We start from the raw sequence: 16,572 nt of genomic DNA, 5'->3' as shown, positions 1-16,572 counted from the left end.
AACGAATGGAGATCGCACCCGTGCTGAACTTCCTTGTCTTCCTCGGGTCCGTTCGCGACAGCGCGCCGCCGCGTCCGATCCGGCTTGGCCTTCGCGTCGCCCGGCAATTCGCTGCGCGGCTCAACGCCAGCGGGCATTCGGCCGAATTGATCGACCCGCTGTCGCTCGATCTCCCCGTCGCGTTCAAGCCGCATTTCGCCTATGCGGAAGGGGCGGCGCCTGCGGGCCTCGCCCGGCTGGCGGAAAAGATCGCAGCGGCTGATGGCTACGTGATGATCAGCCCGGAATACAATCACGCGATGAGCCCCGCGCTGGCGCACCTGCTGAACCATTTCGGTAGCTCGCTGTTTTCCTACAAGCCCAGCGCGATCGTCACCTATTCGGCAGGCCAATGGGGCGGCGCGCGCGCGGCGGTGGGCATGCGGACGTTCCTGTCCGAACTGGGCTGCCTGCCGGTGTCGGCCATGATCCATATTCCCAAGGCGCAGGAGGTTCTTGCCGAATCCGGCAATTTTGACGCGGATGCAGATGCGCAGGCCTGGCAGATGTATTTCGATCGAACCATGGCGCAGCTGGAATGGTGGGCCGCAGCGGCGCGGGCGCAACGCGCAGCCGTCGGCCTGCCCGCTGCCGCGCCGGCGTTCCAGCGGGATCCATCGCAGCGCAATGCGCCCTGACGGGGCGTTCACCGGCCACACGGCGAAGGTTGAGCAGCGCTCGTCTTGGTCCTGCGATCCGGCTCGGCAGCACGCGCGCTAGGATCGGGGTGGAGCAAGCAGCTGGGCAACGGCTGCCGGGGCAGACGGAAAATAGCCGTGGACGTAGCTTGCCCATAGCGATCCCTGCCGGAATACCGCCTCGCCTGCCGCGCCACCCGGCGCCTGCGCGCGGCTGTGCGGCGAAAGCGGCGTTTCCAGGCGTGAATAGTGGAAGGTGTGGCCGCGCAGCGTTCCGTCGGGCATTTCCACGGATTGCAGGCCCAGCGCGGCCAACCGCCCCTGCAGCGCGGCCTTCCCGCGCATCAGGCCGAGCATCGGGGCCGATCGGCCCTCGCGATCTTCCAGTTCGTCCAGACAGTAGAGCATGCCACCGCATTCCGCGATGATCGGCTTTCCCGCGGCATGATGTGCGCGAATGGCGGCGGTCATCGCGTGGTTGGCCGTAAGGCCTTGCATGTGCAGTTCGGGATAGCCGCCCGGCAGCCACAGCGCGTCGCACGTCGGCAAGGCAGCGTCAGCCAGCGGCGAGAAGAACCGGACTTGTGCACCCATTGCTTCAAGGCAGGCGACGTTCGCCGGATAGATGAAGGAGAACGCGGCATCCCGCGCCACGGCAATGCGCGTTTTCGCCAGCGCCGGAGGAAGCGCGACGGGTTGCGCGCGCGCAAAGACGACCGGCTCGGGCAGCCACAGCGCCGCGTCGGCAAGGCCGGCGGCGGCGCGGTCGATGCGCCGTTCCAGATCACCGACCTCGCTTGCCTGCACAAGGCCAAGGTGCCGTTCGGGCAGCGCCGCCTCGGCATTCGGGGGAAGCGTGCCCAACCAGCGCAGCCCCTCGGGCAGACTGGTCTTGAGCATGTCTGCATGGCGCTCGCCACCGACGCGGTTGCCGATGGCGGCAACAACACGAACGTCGTTGCGATAGCTGGCAAGACCATGCGCCAGGGCGCCGAATGTCTGCGCCATGGCGCTGCCATCGATCACCGCAAGCACGGGCAAGGCGAAGCGCGCGGCCAGATCGGCGGCCGATGGCTGGCCGTCGAACAGACCCATGACCCCTTCGACAAGGATCACGTCGGCCTCCTCGGCGGCCTCGTGCAGCAGGCGGCGACATTCGGCCTCGCCGCACATGAACAGGTCGAGCTGGAAGACCGGCGCACCGCTTGCCCGCTCGAGGATCATCGGATCGAGGAAATCGGGCCCGCACTTGAGCACGCGCACGCGCCGACCCGCCTGCCGGTGGCGGCGGGCCAGCGCTGCGGTGACCATGGTCTTGCCCTGCCCCGATGCCGGAGCGCTGATCAGCAGCGCGGGACAAGCCGCCGAATCAGGCGCGGGAGCGGGCCCGACGCTCAACGGTCGATCCCTTCCTGCGCGCGCACGCCATCACGGAAGGCATGTTTGACATCGCGGATCGCGCTGACGGTATCGGCAGCGGCGATCAGCGCATCGTCGGCCGCACGCCCGGTGACGACCACGTGCTGCATCGGCGGGCGGCCCTCGATGGCGGGCATGATCTCGTCCAGCGCCAGGTAGCGATAGGTGACGAGGTATGTCAGTTCATCGAGTACGACGAGGCTGATGGCGGGATCGGCCAGCGCAGCTTTGGCCTTCTCCCATCCGGCGCGGGCCGCGGCGATGTCGCGCTCGCGGTCCTGCGTTTCCCAGGTGAAGCCTTCGCCGCATTTTTCCCAGATCACGTCGGGATGGGACGAGAAGAAGGCGCGTTCGCCCACGTTCTCCGCCCCCTTGATGAACTGAAACACCGCCGCCTTGCGCCCATAGCCCAGCGTCCGCGCGACCATGCCGAAGGCGCTGGAGGACTTGCCCTTGCCGTTGCCGGTCAGCACCAGCAACAATCCCTTGTCGCGCGTGGCGGCGGCGATCTTGGCATCGACCACCGCCTTGTGCTTGCGCGCCCGCTCGCGATGCGCGGTCTGGTCCACGCTCACTTGCCGCGCTTCGCCAGCAGCGTCGGGCGGGTCATGGCGAGCAGCGCATGGATGCCGGCCGCCGTGCCTGTCCAGAGCAAGGTCGCGTAGAGCGTCGGCGGGAAGTAGCGGGCAAGGCGCGGCATGAAACCGGCCAGCGTCGGATCGGCGAAGCGTCCACCCAGGAAATAGAAGCCACCGCTGGAGAACAGTTCCGAAACGAACGTGGCCAACGCGAGCAGCGCGATCGTCGGGGGCAAAGCCGAAGCCTGATCGCCCAGCTTTTCCGCGGCAAAGCGTCCGGCCAGCCACATCGTGCCATAGGCGGGCACCAGCATCCAGTACGCCGGGGTGAAGCAGAAGCTCGATTGTCCGAACCAGCCGATCACCGTCACGTCGATGGCAAAGCCCAGCAGGAACAGGCCCGCAAAGGCCGCCGCGCGGCGCACGAGGAAGCCCAGCACGAAGAAGCTGGCCAGACTGGTGTCCGGCAGGTGCATCACGTTGCTGAGCGAATGGGTGCGCGTCACCAGCATGACGAGCGCGAGCAGGCCGAAAACGGCGAGATCGGAACGGGAATTGCGAATTGCGGGGCCAACCATGGGTGCCTCCTGAAAGATGGATACGGGAAATGCTGCGGGCGGGCCGGGCGCAAGCTCGGCCCGGCAGAAGCCTTGAGCGCACCGCTGGGGTGCGCGATTCGCTGATGTCAGGTGCTGGTCATCGCGGACTCCCTTGGGCAAAACACACATCGGTGTCGTCCGCGAAGGGGGTGCCTTCGTCCGCCCGGTACATCCCGCCCGCGCAGAGAAACGACGGCAAGGGGCCGGTTTCCTGACTTCCCGGATCGTCGCGCCTTCCGCCGCCTTCTCGGGACGAATCCCAATGGCATGATGGCGATGCGCTCACCGGTTACAGTTGCGGGAGCAGTGCCGGATTGACAGCTTTCGCCGCCGCCCGGACTTCCCGATTAAGCCCTTTCGGGCACCCGTTGCATCTGCATGGATAGGGTAAGTCCATGTTCGGCGCAAGTATTCGCACTTGCAGCAGACCGAATGGCCCGCTACCTGCAGCGCCGCGACAGGTTCCCCGAGAGGGGATCAAAAGGGAACGGGGTGCGAAACCCCGGCTGCCCCTGCAACTGTAAGCGGCGAGCCGACCGGCCAACACGCCATTGGGATTCATCATCCTGAGAAGGCGGCCGGACCGGCCTTGACCCGTGAGCCAGGAGACCTGCCTGACGCAGTCGTTCTTCATTCGGGCAGGGTGCCCCGGATGTTCGAGGTTGCCGTCCGCAAGGTCGGCACAAGCCCTCGCGCAACGACAGCCACTGCCTGCCGGGAAGCCCCGCGCGGGAGGCGTTGCCGCGTTGCGCCTGTTCCGGGCGCTGAGGTCGGGCCGCGTCTCCCTCGCAGGTCGGAACGGCAGGACCATGCCGTTCGTACCGGAGGGAGCCGCATCATGCGCCTTGCCCAATACTCTGTCGTGTCCGCCCTTGCCCTCGTTTCCTGCCCTGCTCTTGCCGAAGAAGCCGTTCCCGGCGACGCGTCCGACCCGTCCATCGTCGTCACGGCACTGCGCAGCCCGGTCGAACAGGACCGGGTTTCCTCTACCGTCACCGTCCTCGATGAAGCGGCGATCCGCCAGCAACAACCCATCGCCCTTGCCGACCTGCTGCTGCGCACGCCGGGCATCAGCCTGAGCCGCAACGGCGGCTATGGCACGGCAACGTCGCTGCGCATTCGCGGCGCGGATTCCTCGCAGACGGTTATGGTGATCGACGGCGTGCGCATTGCCGATCCGTCGGCCACCGGCGGTGGCTATGCGTTCTCGAACCTGCTGATCGACGATATCGAGCGGGTCGAGATCCTGCGCGGACCGCAGTCGATCCTCTGGGGCAGCGACGCGATCGGCGGGGTCGTCAACGTGCTGACCCGCCGAGCGGAAAAGCCGCTGGAAGGCAGCATGGCGGTCGAAGGCGGCACTCACGCGACGGTCAACGCCCAGGCCGGCGTCGGCGGCACCGGATCGCTGCTCGACTGGCGCGTGGCCGGATCCACCTTCTTCACCAAGGGCATTTCTGCGCGCAGCAATGGTACCGAGCCGGATGGCTATCGCCGCACCTCCACCAGCGGCACGGCGACGCTGAAGCTCGCGCCCGATCTCTCGGTCGACCTGCGCGGCTACTGGGCCGATGCCCGCAACGACTTCGACGGCACCACGGGCGATACGCGCGCCTATGGCCTGACGACCGAATGGACCGCCTATGCTGGCGTCAACCTCGCCCTGCTCGATGGCCGCTTGATCAACCGGCTGGCCGTGCTTCAGACCGAGACCGACCGCGCCAACTACGACCCGGCGCGCACGATCCGGCAGTTGAACTTCGATGCACATGGCCGGGTGCGGCGCTACGAATATCAGGGCACGCTGCGGATCAGCGATGCGGTGCAGGCCGTGTTCGGCGCCGAGCGCGAGGAGCAACGCATGACCAGCGCCTCCCCCGGCAACTCGACGGCCGCCTATGCGCTCGTGCCGCAAAGCGCCGACACCAACAGCGTCTATGCCGAACTGCGCGCCACGCCGCTGGCGGGCCTGACCCTCAATGGCGGTGTGCGTCACGACGACCAGTCGCGCTTTGGCGGCAACACCGTGTTCACCGCGGGCGGGGTGTATACGCCCAACAAGGGCCGCACCGTACTGCGCGCGAGCTATGACGAAGGCTACAAGGCGCCTTCGCTCTATCAGTTGTTCAGCCTTTACGGTTCGGCCGCGTTGCAGCCGGAGCGTGCGCGAGGCTGGTCGGTGGGTGCCGAACAGACGCTGGGCCGGATCCTGCACGCGTCGGCCACATGGTTCGAGCGCGATACCGACAACCTGATCGACTTCGCCTTCTGCCCGACGACCGGGGCGCTTCCGCCTGCGTGCTACATCCCCGGCACCGCCGTCAGTCGCTTCGGCTACTACGCCAACGTCCGCAAGGCCCATGCCAAGGGGCTGGAGCTTGGCGCGCGGGCGCAACTGGGCGTGCTCTTTGCGTCGGGCAACTACAGCTGGGTCGCAGCCGAGGACCGCTCGCCGGGGGGCGCCGATCTTGGCCGCCAGTTGGCCCGCGTGCCCCGCAACCTCGCCAATGTCGAAGGCGGGGTGGATCTGCCGCAACGCTTGCGGGCCAGCCTGGCGGCGCGCCACGCGGGCCGCACGTTCGATCGCGCGGGCACTGCCACCGTCCTGCCGGGCTACTGGCTGCTCGATCTGCGCGCGCAATGGCAGGTGACGGAAGGCCTGACGGTCAACGGGCGGGTCGAGAACCTGGGCGACAAGCGATACGAGACGGCGGGCGGCTACGGCGCCTTGGGCCGCACGGTCTATTTCGGCCTGCGGAGCCGGTTCTGATGTTGCGCGCCGTGGAAACCGGCCCTGCCGTGGTCGTCTGCTCCACCTGCCGCCTTTCGCCGGACCAGCGCGAGGATGCGGGCGGGCAACGCGGCGGCGCCTTGCTGGCCGAGGCCCTGCGCGACGTGCAGCGGGACGATCCAGCGCTGGCAGGCGTGGCCGTGCAGGAAATGCCCTGCCTGTTTGCCTGTCAGCGCCATTGCGTGGTCCACGTGCGCGCGCCGGGCAAGGTCGGCTACGTGCTCGGTGGCTTCCGACCGGGCGAGGAGGAGGCGCGCGCGATCCTGGAGTATGCCGCGCGCCACACCGCAAGCGCCGAGGGGGTCGTGCCCTATGGCGAATGGCCCGATGGCGTGAAGGGGCGCTTCATCACCCGCACGCCGCCCGAAGGGTTCGTCTGCACATGATCCGCTTCGCAGACGAGCGCGCCTTTGCACGGGCGCTGGGTGCGCTGCCAGCGCCCGATGCCGCCTCGATCGATGCAGCGCGCCAGCGGCAGGCCTGCCTCACCAAACCTGCGGGCGCGCTGGGGCGGCTTGAGGAGATTGCCGCGTTCATGGCCGGTTGGCAGGGCCATGCGCGGCCCGTCCTGCGCCGCGTGCAGGCGGCGGTCTTTGCCGGAAACCACGGCGTTGCCGCACGCGGGGTCAGTGCCTTTCCCGTCGAAGTCACCGGCCAGATGGTCGACAACTTCCGCGCGGGCGGTGCGGCGATCAACCAGCTGGCGCAAGCCTGTGGCGCGGACCTGTCGGTCGTCGCGCTCGATCTTGACCGTCCGACCGGCGACATCGCGCGCGAACCTGCCATGACGGCGCAGGACTGCCTCGCCGCGCTGAACGCGGGCGCCGCCGTGGTCCGGCCCGATACCAGCCTGCTTCTGGTGGGCGAAATGGGGATCGGCAACACGACGCCTGCCGCTGCGCTGTGCCTGCAGTCCTTCGGCGGCAGCGCGCAGGACTGGTGCGGGCACGGCAGCGGCGTGGATAGCGCCGGGATCATGCGCAAGATCGCGGCGGTGGACCACGCCATCGCATTGCACGGGCCGCATTGCGCCACGCCGTTCGAGATGCTGCGCCGTCTCGGCGGGCGAGAGATCGCGGCGATGGCCGGCGCGATCCTCGCCGCGCGCATGTTGCGTATTCCGGTGATGCTCGATGGTTTCATCTGCTGCGCGGCGATCGCGCCGATGGCCCGCATACGTCCGGACTTCGTCGGGCACTGCCTTGCCGGGCATTGCTCGGCCGAACAGGCCCATGCGCGGCTGCTGGAACATCTCGGGCTGGCGCCGTTGCTGCGCCTCGGCATGCGGCTGGGCGAAGGCTCGGGCGCGGCGGTGGCGGTGCACCTCGTCCGCGCCGCGCTTGCCGCGCACAATGGCATGGCAACCTTTGCCGAAGCAGCGGTGGCGCAGGGGCTGTGAACGCAAGGCTCATCCACCTCGTGCGGCATGGTCCACCCCGCAGCGCCGGGCTGCTGCTTGGTCAGAGCGATGAAGCGCCCGCCGACCCGTCCGGCGGCTTGCGTGATGCCGTGCCCGAAGCCCTGCCGATCAGCCACGTCTGGAGTTCCGATCTGCAGCGCGCGCGTGTCGGTGCCGAAGCCATTGCCAAGCGCCGCAGCATCGGGCTCTCCATCGACCCGCGCTGGCGAGAGCTGGATTTCGGCGAATGGGAGGGTCTTTCCGCAGACGACGTTCCGCGCGAAGGCCTGACCCGGTTCTGGGACGATCCCGACGCATCTCCTCCCCCCGGCGGCGAGCGCTGGTCCGCGTTGCAGGCGCGTGTCCGCGCGGCGCTCGTCGATCTCGCCGACATGGGTCTCGTCGTCACGCACGGCGGTGCGATGCGTGCTGCCGTCGCGGTGTTGACCGGCCTCGATCACCGGCAGGTCTGGGCCTTCGATCTGCCGTATGGCGCGCTGCTTTCGCTGCGGATCTGGCCGGGCGCGGAACCGGCCGGACAGATCATCGGCCTGCGGGCGGGCCACCCTTCATGAAGTCCGTCATCGTCGCCCTGCAATTCATGACCCGCCTGCCGTTCCCGCAAGTCGCGGCGACGCAGGATGATTTCGGCAACGCGATCCGCTGGTTCCCGCTGGCCGGCGTGGTCGTCGGCATCGCGGTTGCAGCAGCCGTATGGATCGGCACCCGGCAGGACCCGGCGTTGGGCGCTTTGCTGGGGCTGGTCACGTGGGTGGCGCTGACGGGGGCGCTGCATCTCGATGGCCTCGGCGACATTGCCGATGCGGCGGGCGCCGCCCATGCCGACCGCGCGCGCCTGTCCGCGGTGCTGGCCGATCCGCACCTCGGCAGTTTCGGCGTTACCGCCATAGCGCTGCAACTGCTGGCCAAGTTCATCACCCTCTCCCTGATCGCACGGTCCGGTGCGCCAACGGTTCTGGCCTCACTGGCGATCGTCCCGGTGCTTGCCCGGATCGGGCCGCTGGTCTGGGCGCGGCTGCTGCCGCCGCTGCACGAAGGGTTCGGCACCTTGTTCCGCAAGGGCGCGAACGTGCCGGTGCTTGTGGCGTGGCTTGCCGTCTGGAGTTTGGGCGCGGCTTTCAGTGTTCCCCTGCTCCTGTCTGCCGCCGCGGCCATCCCGCTATGGGCGCTGTGGTTGCGCTCGCGCATCGGGGGCATATCGGGCGATGGTCATGGCGCCGGGATCGAACTGGTCGAAACCGCCGCCCTCCTCGTGCTGGTTCTGGCCCTATGAATGCCGGGTTCCGACATCACGGCGGACGGCTGGCAGAAGCTTGCGCGCGGTTCGGCGGGGCCCCCAACCAGTGGCTCGACCTTTCGACGGGGATCAATCCGGTGGCGTGGCAGGTGCCTGAGGACGTCGCCGTCGACTGGCGTGCCCTGCCCGATCCTGCGGCCCTCGCCCGGCTGGAACGCGTGGCCGCAGCGCACTTCGGCTGCCCTCCCTCGCTCTGCGCTGCGGTGCCCGGCAGCGAGACCGGATTGCGCCTCGTCGCGCGGGTACTCGGCCTGCCCGGGCTTTACCGGCCTCCGGCTTACGGCACCTATCGTTCCGCCTTTGCGCAGGCAGGCGCCATTGCGGACTTTGCCGACCTCCCCGATCGCGCCACCGCGCTGGTTCTCGGCAACCCGAACAATCCCGATGGCCATGTCATGCCCCCGGCGGATCTGCTGGCCTTGCTCGGGCATCAGCAGCGCCATGAAGGCTGGCTGATCGTCGACGAGGCCTTTGCCGATTGCGACCCCGGCACGAGCATCGCTGCCGAGGTCGCGGCGGGGCGGCGGCTGGTCGTGGTGCGATCGTTCGGAAAGTTCTTCGGGCTCGCCGGGCTGCGCCTCGGCTTCATCATCGCTCCGCCGGATGTGCTGCAGGCATTGCGTGATGCGCTGGGCGACTGGCCGGTCCATGCCGCCGCGCTGGCTATCGGCACCGCTGCCTATGCCGATCCAGCGTGGATCGCGCGTACGCGCCGGGATCTGGTCGCGCGCGCCGCCGCGCTGGACGGCGTGCTGCGGCGGCATGGCCTGCGCGCGGGCGGTGCGTGCCCCCTGTTCCGCCTGATCACCGCGCCGCGCGCGGGCGACTGGTTCGCGCCGCTGGCCCGGCGGCACATCCTGACGCGGCCCTTTGCCGACCACGCCGATCGGCTACGCGTGGGGCTCCCCCCGGACAGTGCCGCGCTAGAACGCCTTGATCGCGCACTCGCCGAAGTTCGCGCGCATGGCTGAACCTGTGGCCCTCTTGGCGCTGGCGCTCGACGCAGCCGTCGGCTGGCCCGCCCGCGTCTATGCCCGCATCGGCCATCCGGTCGGCCTTTTTGCAAGGATCATCACCGCGTGCGAGCGCCGCTGGAACTGCCCGTCTCGCGGTCGCGGCGCGCGCAAGGCGGGGGGCATCGCAACGGTACTGCTGCTCGTTGGCCTCGCCGGCGGCGGTGGCATCCTCCTCACGCTGCTTGCCCGAACCCTGGGCGCCGCGGGCTGGTTCGCGATCGCGATCTTCGCTTGGCCCGCCCTGGCGCAGCGCAGTCTCGACCAGCACGTCCAGCCCGTCATCGCCGCGTTGCAAGCGGGCGAAACAGCCCGCGCGCGAGCGGCCCTGGCCATGATCGTAGGTCGCGACACGCGTGACCTTGATGAATTTGGCATCGCCCGCGCCACCATCGAAAGCCTCGCCGAAAGCTTCTGCGACGGCGTAATAGCCCCATTGCTCTGGCTCGTAACAGCAGGGCTGCCCGGCGTATGGATCATGAAGGCGGTCAACACGGCGGACAGCCTGATCGGCCATATCGAGGAGCCGCACCGCGACTTCGGCTGGGCGGCGGCGCGGCTCGACGATGCGATGAACTTCGTGCCCGCCCGGATCGCGGCCATTCTCATCTGCCTGGCCGGGCCAGGTGGGTGGCGGATAGGTTGGCGCTACCGCCGTGCGCATGCCTCGCCCAATGCCGGATGGCCCGAGGCAGCGATGGCTGGCGTTCTGGGCGTGAAGCTGGCCGGCCCCGTCCGCTATGATGGCGCACTTCGGGACAAGCCATGGATCGGCGAAGGCGACCAGCCGGGTTTGAGAGCGCTGGTACGGGCAAGGCGCGTCTATCACCGCGCCTGTGCGATCGCGTGGGGCATCGTGGGAGGTCTGGCATGGCTGGTATGACATTGCAGGACACGCAAGAAGGAGCGATGACCAGCCTGCTGGTTCTGGGCGGCGCGCGTTCCGGCAAGAGCCGCTATGCCCAGCAACGTTGCGAGGCCTTGGGCGAAAGGCTTGTCTACGTCGCCACGGCCGAAGCCCGGGACGAGGAAATGGCGCAACGCATCGCGCGCCATCGCGATGAGCGCGGCCTCTGCTGGGAAACGATCGAAGCACCGATCGACCTGTGCAGTGCGATCATGGCGGCGGCGTCTGGCCGTGCCGATGCCATCATGGTCGATTGCCTGACCCTGTGGCTTTCCAATCTGCTTCTGGCCGGAGAGGATATCGCGCAGGCGTACCACGCGCTGGTGCAGACTCTTAGAGGCTGCCCCGTGCCGGTAACGCTGATTGCGAACGAGGTGGGGCTCGGCATCGTGCCTGATAACGAATTGGCACGCCGTTTTCGCGATGAGGCCGGATGGCTAAACCAGCTTCTGGCAAAGTCGGTGACCGAGGTCGTGTTCGTCGCGGCCGGACTTCCGGTGAGGCTGAAGGGCTAGCGTCTCGCGGGTGCGCGTTGCCGGCTCGGCAGCGGCCATTCAATTGGAGGGCGCCGTGGATCTGTCCGCGAAGCAAGATGCACTGCGCTGTCCGCTCAAACATCAACGCGTGACAATGCGAGCGGGGAGGCGTAGTGCCGTTGGGTGCGCTTCGCGCGGTGCGGAGGCACAAAACAGTCCGGCTTGCCGGTGGCAAATTCGGATACTTCTTTGCAACGCCTTTGCGAGGCAGCGCGTTGTTTCCATCGAGGGATGCGTTCCCTCATCCTCTATTTCCCAGGCAATCAATTTCATGGCAGGCTACAAGGAACCCGGGCTGGAAGCGCGCCGCGCCGCAGCAGCATCGGCACGAGACAAGGCATTGGCAAAGCTGAAGGCGAAGGCGCCGCTTGATCCGGCTGTGCAGGCAGAACGGATTGCTGCAGCCCAGGCGCGTGAGAAGGCTCAGGCCGAAAAGCGCGAGGAACTGAAAGCGAAGAAGGCGCAGGAACTTGCCGAGAAGGCAGAACTGGCAGCCCGATCGGCACCGGCACCCGTACCGACGGAAGCGGAGCGCAAGGCTGCGCGCGATGCCAAGTATGCCGCCCGCCAAGCGCGGAAGAAGTAGAGGTTGGAAGCGACCTCAGCGAAGATGGCCGATCAGCCATCGGCCATGCCCGGCTGGTCTCCGCTCGATGAGGGGGAGCATCTGGTCGATCTCGCCTTTGTGCCAGACGGCAGTCGCCTGCGGCTGATCCGGAGCGGCGAGGACTTCGCGATCCTGCTCGACCACAACGAATTGATGAGCACTGACCTTTCCGCGTCCGAACAGGTACTGGCAAGACTTGCGTGTGCGGAGCTCGCTGGGAAAGCCTCGGTGAGCATGCTCATCGGCGGCTATGGCATGGGCTATACGCTGAGGGCTGCGCTTGAAGGATTGGGAAGCGACGCCGAAGTCACCGTCGCGGAAATCGTGCCCAAGATCGTTGAGTGGGCGAGAGGCCCGATGTGCACCATCACCAACGGCTGCCTCGACGACCCGCGTGTGCAACTCGTACAGGATGACGTTGCCATGCTGATCGACGCTGCGTCCGAAGGCTACGACTGTATCCTGCTGGATGTTGACAACGGCCCCGAAGGCCTGACCCGGCATGTCAACGACTGGCTCTATTCCGCCGATGGGCTTGCCGCCGCTCGCAGTGCCCTGCGGCCAAGTGGAATACTCGCGATCTGGTCCGCGTCGCACGATGATCGCTTCGCGGGCCGCCTCGCCCGCAGTGGATTTTCCGTCACGGTGATCGAAGCCCAACGATCGATCACCGTCCGCCCGCAGGGTGATACGTCGCAGCATGTCATCATCATGGCCTGCAAGCGTTAGTTTATACTCAGCTACAGGCACGACGCACTGGTGTAACGCGTCGAGATCCCCAGCGTGGCGATTTGCAAGCCGCAGGCAAGGGTCAGATGACTGGATATCTCCAATGGCCGTCTCAAGCGAATTCTATCTCGATCAGATCGCCCAGTGTGGGGAAGCGGCTGCGGCAGCAACTCTGACCAACCAACGCAACAAGTACCTTCAGGCTCGCGCTGCATGGCAGGTCCTTGCTGATCGGGAAGTCCTGAACGAGGCATCACGCGCGAAGCGCGAGGCCGCCAAGGCCATCCAACTTCCCTAACTTGCCCTTCCGCGGCCAGCTTTCGTCGTTGACGGTCCAAACATCCGTGACGACAGAGGCGCTGCACGTCCCGAATACCAAGGGCACAGGAACCTGGATGCTGTGCAAGGCACAGCATCCAAGTTTCGGGGCGCTAACAGTTCTACTTCGCCGCCTGGTCATGTTCGTGCCGGCCGGCGGACCTGGCAGGCGCGGCGGCCTTGGCCGGCGCAGGCTGTCCCGCTACGGCGTGCCTGATTTGCCCGGCAGCCATGGCTGATACCAGTGCGTTGCCGTTGGCTGTGAAATTGCTGGCGGGCAAGGTCGCGGTTGCACCATGGACCTTCAACACCAGCGCCTGGACGTTGCCTCGCGCATCGCTGATCACTTGACGAACAGTGCCGAGACGCAACGCATCGGGGCCCAGTACGGTCATACCCTTGCCGATCGCAAACGCACCTTCGGCCGAAGATGCGAGACTGCCGGCCAGCGCAAGCTTACCCGCGCTCGCGCCGCCAGTGCCCGAACCGGCGGCGCGCCCTGCTCCGCTGGCGCTGCTCGCCACCGAACCCGCCGCAGTTCGAGCGCCTGCCAGCGCGGCATCGCTCGCTCCGGCTGTCGCGGCTTGCGCGGATCCTGCTGCAGAGCGCAGCGCATCGGTGCCGACAAGTTGACCGTCCGCGCCCGCTGAACCATGGCCCGACGCAGTACCTCTGCCGCTCGCCCCGGTGACGGCGTTCAGCGGGCCGGTGGCGGCAGTGATGTTGCCGGTTGCTGCGCTGGTCAACGACCCGTCCGCGCTGCCATCGGCATGCACCTTGCCGCTCTTGTGATCGATTGATTTGTGCGCGCTGGCCGAGCCGGAGCCCCGCACGGTCCCCGAGGCGGCGCCATCGACCGCGTCCATGGCCGAATGGAGCGGAACACCATCGAACGTGCCGCCCAGGGTACCACCGACGCTGCCGCCGAGCGTGCTGCTCAAACCGCCACCAAGTCCACCCCCGCCGAGCAGTTGTGCGTGAGCCGGCGCAGCCACGATCAGCATCGCGGCAGAAGCTGCTAGAATGGTACGCATCGCATGTTCCTTTCGTCGAATTGCGGCGCTTTGTGAGCGTCCTTCGACATGGAAAACGGATGACTGGGCCCGCTTAATGCATCGGAGACCCAATTTTTCTTCAACCTCTGCACGTCCCGCAGAGCAGCCCGCGGCCATAGCTGGCATCAGGGCCGCGTGGTCCCAGGTCCACGGCCTCACGGTCAAGCATCTCGCGCACGTTCCGGCCACTCGCTGCGGCTGCGCGTGCCGCGACCAGCGGTGACGCGAACGAGGTGCCCCGGACCGGAACGCGCTGGCCGCGCGCGTTGGACGCCGTGATGTCCGCTGCCGGGGCAGCATAATCGAGGTGTCCGGCCCTGCCCGCCTCGATCAGAGGTCTGTTTCGACCGTCGACGCCGGTGATGGCCAGCACGCCGGGAAACGACGCCGGGTAGGCAGGTGGCGCCGCTGGACCATCGTTGCCCACCGGTGCGACAATGATCGTTCCTCGCCGCTGTGCTCCAGCCACGGCGCGCGCCAGAACCGGATTGGCCGGTCCCACCAGGCTGATGTTGATCACACGCACGCCCCGTCCGACCAGCCAGTCGAACGCGCGGGCGATGGCAAGCGTGTTGCCGCCCGCCGGGTCACTCCCATAAACATCGGCCACGAACACACGCCGAACGCCTGCAACGTGCAGCAATGAGACAACGGCGCTGCCATGCGTGCCGGGGACGGGTGCGCCCGAGGCAAAGCCGCGCTGTTGCTCCACCGCGCCCCCAGCTCCGCCGTCGATGACGCCCACGGGGGCGTTGATCGGCGCAGGAAGGACGGCTTGCGACGGCTTGGCGACTTTGCCGCGACCGGCTGTTCCACTCGCAAACAGCAGATTGTCCGCAGCCACGTCGGCTTCAGGCAGACGCTGTCGCAATGCATCCTGCGCGCCCGATAGCGTCATTCCGTCTGGGATCGCCACTTGCAGGACCGACAGGTCCAGATCGGCCAGAAGCTCCCGGCCGATGACGTGAAAGCCCGTCCCTTCGAGGCGCTGCACCACATCGGCGGGCGGATCGGAAATCAGCAACATGCCCTTGCGGGCGGGCTGGCCTTCGCGATCGAAGTCGAGATGCTCGCGCTGCTTGCGGACCAGCCGGGCGAGCCGCTCGATCCGGTCGCGCGCGCCCTCAACCGCACGGTCGGGCAGATTGGTCGCCGTGTCGAATGCCGTGTCGAGCGCGGGATCGACGGCTTGGCGCGCCAGCCGTGTCGCCGAATCGACCGCTTCACCAAACCCGGGCACGATGATTTGGGCCCCGAGCTGGGTGGTCATCAGCGTCAGGACTGCTCCGGCAGGGATCAAGTGTTTGTGCATGGCTGACTATTCCCATAAATCCGATTGCCCATGGATGAAACGGACGAACTCATCCGTTGCATCCTGCAGAAAGGCCGATGCCCCTGTCAGACCCGTTCGCCACTGCCCTGCTCGATCTGCTGCCACGCCTGAGGCGTTTTGCGGTCGGCCTGTCACGCGATCGTGCGGAAGCCGATGACCTGTGCCAGGCCACCATCGAACGGGCCTTGCGCAATCGGACGCGATGGCAGGACGGCACCCGGCTCGACAGCTGGATCTACCGGATGATGCGGAACATGTGGATTGACGAAGTGCGTGCGCGGGGCCGGCGTGGCCAGACGTTCATCGCCGACGAACTCGGCAGCGACGTTGGCGCCGATGGTGGGCAGGAAGCAAGCGCCATGTTGGGCGACGTCGATCGCGCACTTGCTACCCTGCCTGACGAACAGCGCGAGGCGGTGATCCTCGTGATGGTCGAAGGCTATTCCTACAAGGAAGCGGCTGAAATCGTGGGTTGCCCGGTCGGTACGCTGAATTCGCGCCTGGTCCGCGGACGCGAGGCGCTGCTGGCGCGACTGGGAGAAGCAACATGACACCTACACCTGAACAGATCGCGGCCTTCGCCGATGGCGAGCTGTCAGGCAGCGAGGCGGCACTTGTGGCCAAGGCCGTCGCCCGGTCTCCGAGGCTTCAGGCCGAAGTGGCATCGCACAAGGCCTTGCGTGCCCGCCTTGTCGCGCATTTCGCGCCGCTGCTGGATGAGCCTGCCAGTCCCGCGCACTTGCACCTGCTCCGACAGGAGGATCGCGTGGTTGACCTCGCGGAGGTCAGGGCGCGACGGCGGCGTTGGGCGTGGGTTGCCGCGCCCGCGCTCGCGGCCTCGATCGCGCTTGCGGTTTTCCTGCGTCCGGCAGCCACGAGCCGAGACTACGCGCAACCGGACTTGGCAGGGATGCTCGATAAGCAATTGATATCGCAACAGCGAAAAGGGGCGGAAGAGCGGGTTCTGCTGAGTTTTCTGACCGCCGACGGACGTTTCTGTCGCGCCTTCAGTACTCCGAATGCCAGCGGCATCGCTTGTCGCGACGATAGCGGCTGGAAGATCGAAAGGGCGGCGTCCGGCGGGCAGCAGTACGGCGAATATCGACAAGCCGCGAGCGAAGCCGACGTCATGCAACAAGCCCAAGACATGGCAGCGGGCCCCGCCCTGGATGCGGCCGAGGAAACGAAGGCGCGTGCCAATGGATGGCGCAGTCGCGACTGATCTACCGGGCGGGAAGTGGGCCGGCAGCCTAAGCTCATTTCGCATGTCGCGCCATACGGCATAGACGGGCG

At 67.3% G+C, this 16,572-nt stretch carries 19 protein-coding genes and 2 riboswitches; of the genes, 14 read left to right on the top strand and 5 right to left on the bottom strand.

Annotated elements, in window-relative coordinates; all coding sequences use genetic code 11:
* Positions 1-5: 5 nt before the first annotated feature.
* The gene (locus tag K3A84_RS01270) at positions 6-677 is read left to right on the top strand and encodes an NADPH-dependent FMN reductase (RefSeq protein ID WP_225007252.1); all 672 of its coding nucleotides are present in this window, start codon (positions 6-8) and stop codon (positions 675-677) included.
* Between the two features lie 78 nt (positions 678-755).
* Here the strand turns inward: K3A84_RS01270 and K3A84_RS01265 are convergent, their stop codons facing one another.
* Genes K3A84_RS01265 through K3A84_RS01255 form a run of 3 tightly spaced genes read right to left on the bottom strand, consistent with a single transcriptional unit; the run spans position 756 to position 3,252 of the window.
* Entirely contained in the window at positions 756-2,075 is a 1,320-nt protein-coding gene (locus K3A84_RS01265; RefSeq protein ID WP_225007251.1) for a cobyrinate a,c-diamide synthase, read from the bottom strand.
* On the bottom strand, positions 2,072-2,671 hold the full coding sequence (cobO, locus tag K3A84_RS01260) for a cob(I)yrinic acid a,c-diamide adenosyltransferase (RefSeq protein WP_225007250.1): 600 nt from the start codon (positions 2,669-2,671) through the stop codon (positions 2,072-2,074). Before cobO ends, K3A84_RS01265 begins: the two co-directional genes overlap by 4 nt.
* Positions 2,668-3,252: a hypothetical protein gene (locus tag K3A84_RS01255; RefSeq protein WP_225007249.1), complete on the bottom strand. Its 585-nt coding sequence runs from the start codon at positions 3,250-3,252 to the stop codon at positions 2,668-2,670. Before K3A84_RS01255 ends, cobO begins: the two co-directional genes overlap by 4 nt.
* Before the next feature lie 205 nt (positions 3,253-3,457).
* Positions 3,458-3,656: riboswitch (cobalamin riboswitch) on the bottom strand.
* 59 nt (positions 3,657-3,715) lie between these two features.
* Positions 3,716-3,905, top strand: a riboswitch (cobalamin riboswitch).
* Between the two features lie 206 nt (positions 3,906-4,111).
* On the opposite strand from K3A84_RS01255, the gene K3A84_RS01250 reads away from it, so the two are divergent.
* The 11 genes from K3A84_RS01250 to K3A84_RS01200 all read left to right on the top strand — a co-directional run bounded on the left by K3A84_RS01250 (position 4,112) and on the right by K3A84_RS01200 (position 12,871).
* A complete protein-coding gene (locus tag K3A84_RS01250) occupies positions 4,112-6,043 on the top strand; it encodes a TonB-dependent receptor plug domain-containing protein (protein ID WP_225007248.1) in 1,932 nt (643 codons plus the stop codon).
* On the top strand, positions 6,043-6,450 hold the full coding sequence (locus K3A84_RS01245; RefSeq protein ID WP_225007247.1) for a DUF1636 domain-containing protein: 408 nt from the start codon (positions 6,043-6,045) through the stop codon (positions 6,448-6,450). Before K3A84_RS01250 ends, K3A84_RS01245 begins: the two co-directional genes overlap by 1 nt.
* Positions 6,447-7,463 (top strand): nicotinate-nucleotide--dimethylbenzimidazole phosphoribosyltransferase, encoded by a 1,017-nt coding sequence (gene cobT / locus K3A84_RS01240; RefSeq protein WP_225007246.1) that lies wholly within the window; start codon positions 6,447-6,449, stop codon positions 7,461-7,463. Before K3A84_RS01245 ends, cobT begins: the two co-directional genes overlap by 4 nt.
* Complete coding sequence (locus tag K3A84_RS01235; RefSeq protein WP_225007245.1) at positions 7,460-8,038, top strand: histidine phosphatase family protein; 579 nt, start codon at positions 7,460-7,462, stop codon at positions 8,036-8,038. Before cobT ends, K3A84_RS01235 begins: the two co-directional genes overlap by 4 nt.
* Entirely contained in the window at positions 8,035-8,757 is a 723-nt protein-coding gene (gene cobS / locus K3A84_RS01230) for an adenosylcobinamide-GDP ribazoletransferase (protein WP_225007244.1), read from the top strand. Before K3A84_RS01235 ends, cobS begins: the two co-directional genes overlap by 4 nt.
* Positions 8,754-9,752: a threonine-phosphate decarboxylase CobD gene (cobD, locus tag K3A84_RS01225; protein ID WP_225007243.1), complete on the top strand. Its 999-nt coding sequence runs from the start codon at positions 8,754-8,756 to the stop codon at positions 9,750-9,752. The genes cobS and cobD overlap by 4 nt, the downstream gene beginning before the upstream one ends.
* Entirely contained in the window at positions 9,745-10,677 is a 933-nt protein-coding gene (gene cbiB, locus K3A84_RS01220) for an adenosylcobinamide-phosphate synthase CbiB (RefSeq protein ID WP_225007242.1), read from the top strand. The genes cobD and cbiB overlap by 8 nt, the downstream gene beginning before the upstream one ends.
* Positions 10,678-10,703: 26 nt before the next feature.
* Positions 10,704-11,216, top strand: coding sequence for a bifunctional adenosylcobinamide kinase/adenosylcobinamide-phosphate guanylyltransferase (gene cobU, locus K3A84_RS01215; RefSeq protein ID WP_225007241.1), 513 nt, complete (start codon positions 10,704-10,706; stop codon positions 11,214-11,216).
* A gap of 292 nt (positions 11,217-11,508) precedes the next feature.
* On the top strand, positions 11,509-11,823 hold the full coding sequence (locus K3A84_RS01210; protein WP_225007240.1) for a DUF6481 family protein: 315 nt from the start codon (positions 11,509-11,511) through the stop codon (positions 11,821-11,823).
* Positions 11,824-11,847: 24 nt separating this feature from the next.
* Positions 11,848-12,573, top strand: coding sequence for a spermidine synthase (locus tag K3A84_RS01205; RefSeq protein ID WP_225007239.1), 726 nt, complete (start codon positions 11,848-11,850; stop codon positions 12,571-12,573).
* Between the two features lie 103 nt (positions 12,574-12,676).
* Positions 12,677-12,871 (top strand): hypothetical protein, encoded by a 195-nt coding sequence (locus K3A84_RS01200; protein WP_225007238.1) that lies wholly within the window; start codon positions 12,677-12,679, stop codon positions 12,869-12,871.
* Positions 12,872-13,013: 142 nt separating this feature from the next.
* Here the strand turns inward: K3A84_RS01200 and K3A84_RS01195 are convergent, their stop codons facing one another.
* The gene (locus K3A84_RS01195) at positions 13,014-13,925 is read right to left on the bottom strand and encodes a hypothetical protein (protein ID WP_225007237.1); all 912 of its coding nucleotides are present in this window, start codon (positions 13,923-13,925) and stop codon (positions 13,014-13,016) included.
* 100 nt (positions 13,926-14,025) lie between these two features.
* On the bottom strand, positions 14,026-15,216 hold the full coding sequence (locus K3A84_RS01190; protein ID WP_225007236.1) for a S8 family serine peptidase: 1,191 nt from the start codon (positions 15,214-15,216) through the stop codon (positions 14,026-14,028).
* 119 nt (positions 15,217-15,335) lie between these two features.
* On the opposite strand from K3A84_RS01190, the gene K3A84_RS01185 reads away from it, so the two are divergent.
* A complete protein-coding gene (locus K3A84_RS01185; protein WP_225007235.1) occupies positions 15,336-15,830 on the top strand; it encodes an RNA polymerase sigma factor in 495 nt (164 codons plus the stop codon).
* Complete coding sequence (locus tag K3A84_RS01180; protein WP_225007234.1) at positions 15,827-16,501, top strand: anti-sigma factor; 675 nt, start codon at positions 15,827-15,829, stop codon at positions 16,499-16,501. The genes K3A84_RS01185 and K3A84_RS01180 overlap by 4 nt, the downstream gene beginning before the upstream one ends.
* Positions 16,502-16,572 lie beyond the last annotated feature (71 nt).

This window comes from Novosphingobium percolationis, assembly GCF_020179425.1.
Classification (GTDB): domain Bacteria; phylum Pseudomonadota; class Alphaproteobacteria; order Sphingomonadales; family Sphingomonadaceae; genus Novosphingobium; species Novosphingobium percolationis.
This window is presented reverse-complemented; position numbering and strand designations above follow the sequence as displayed.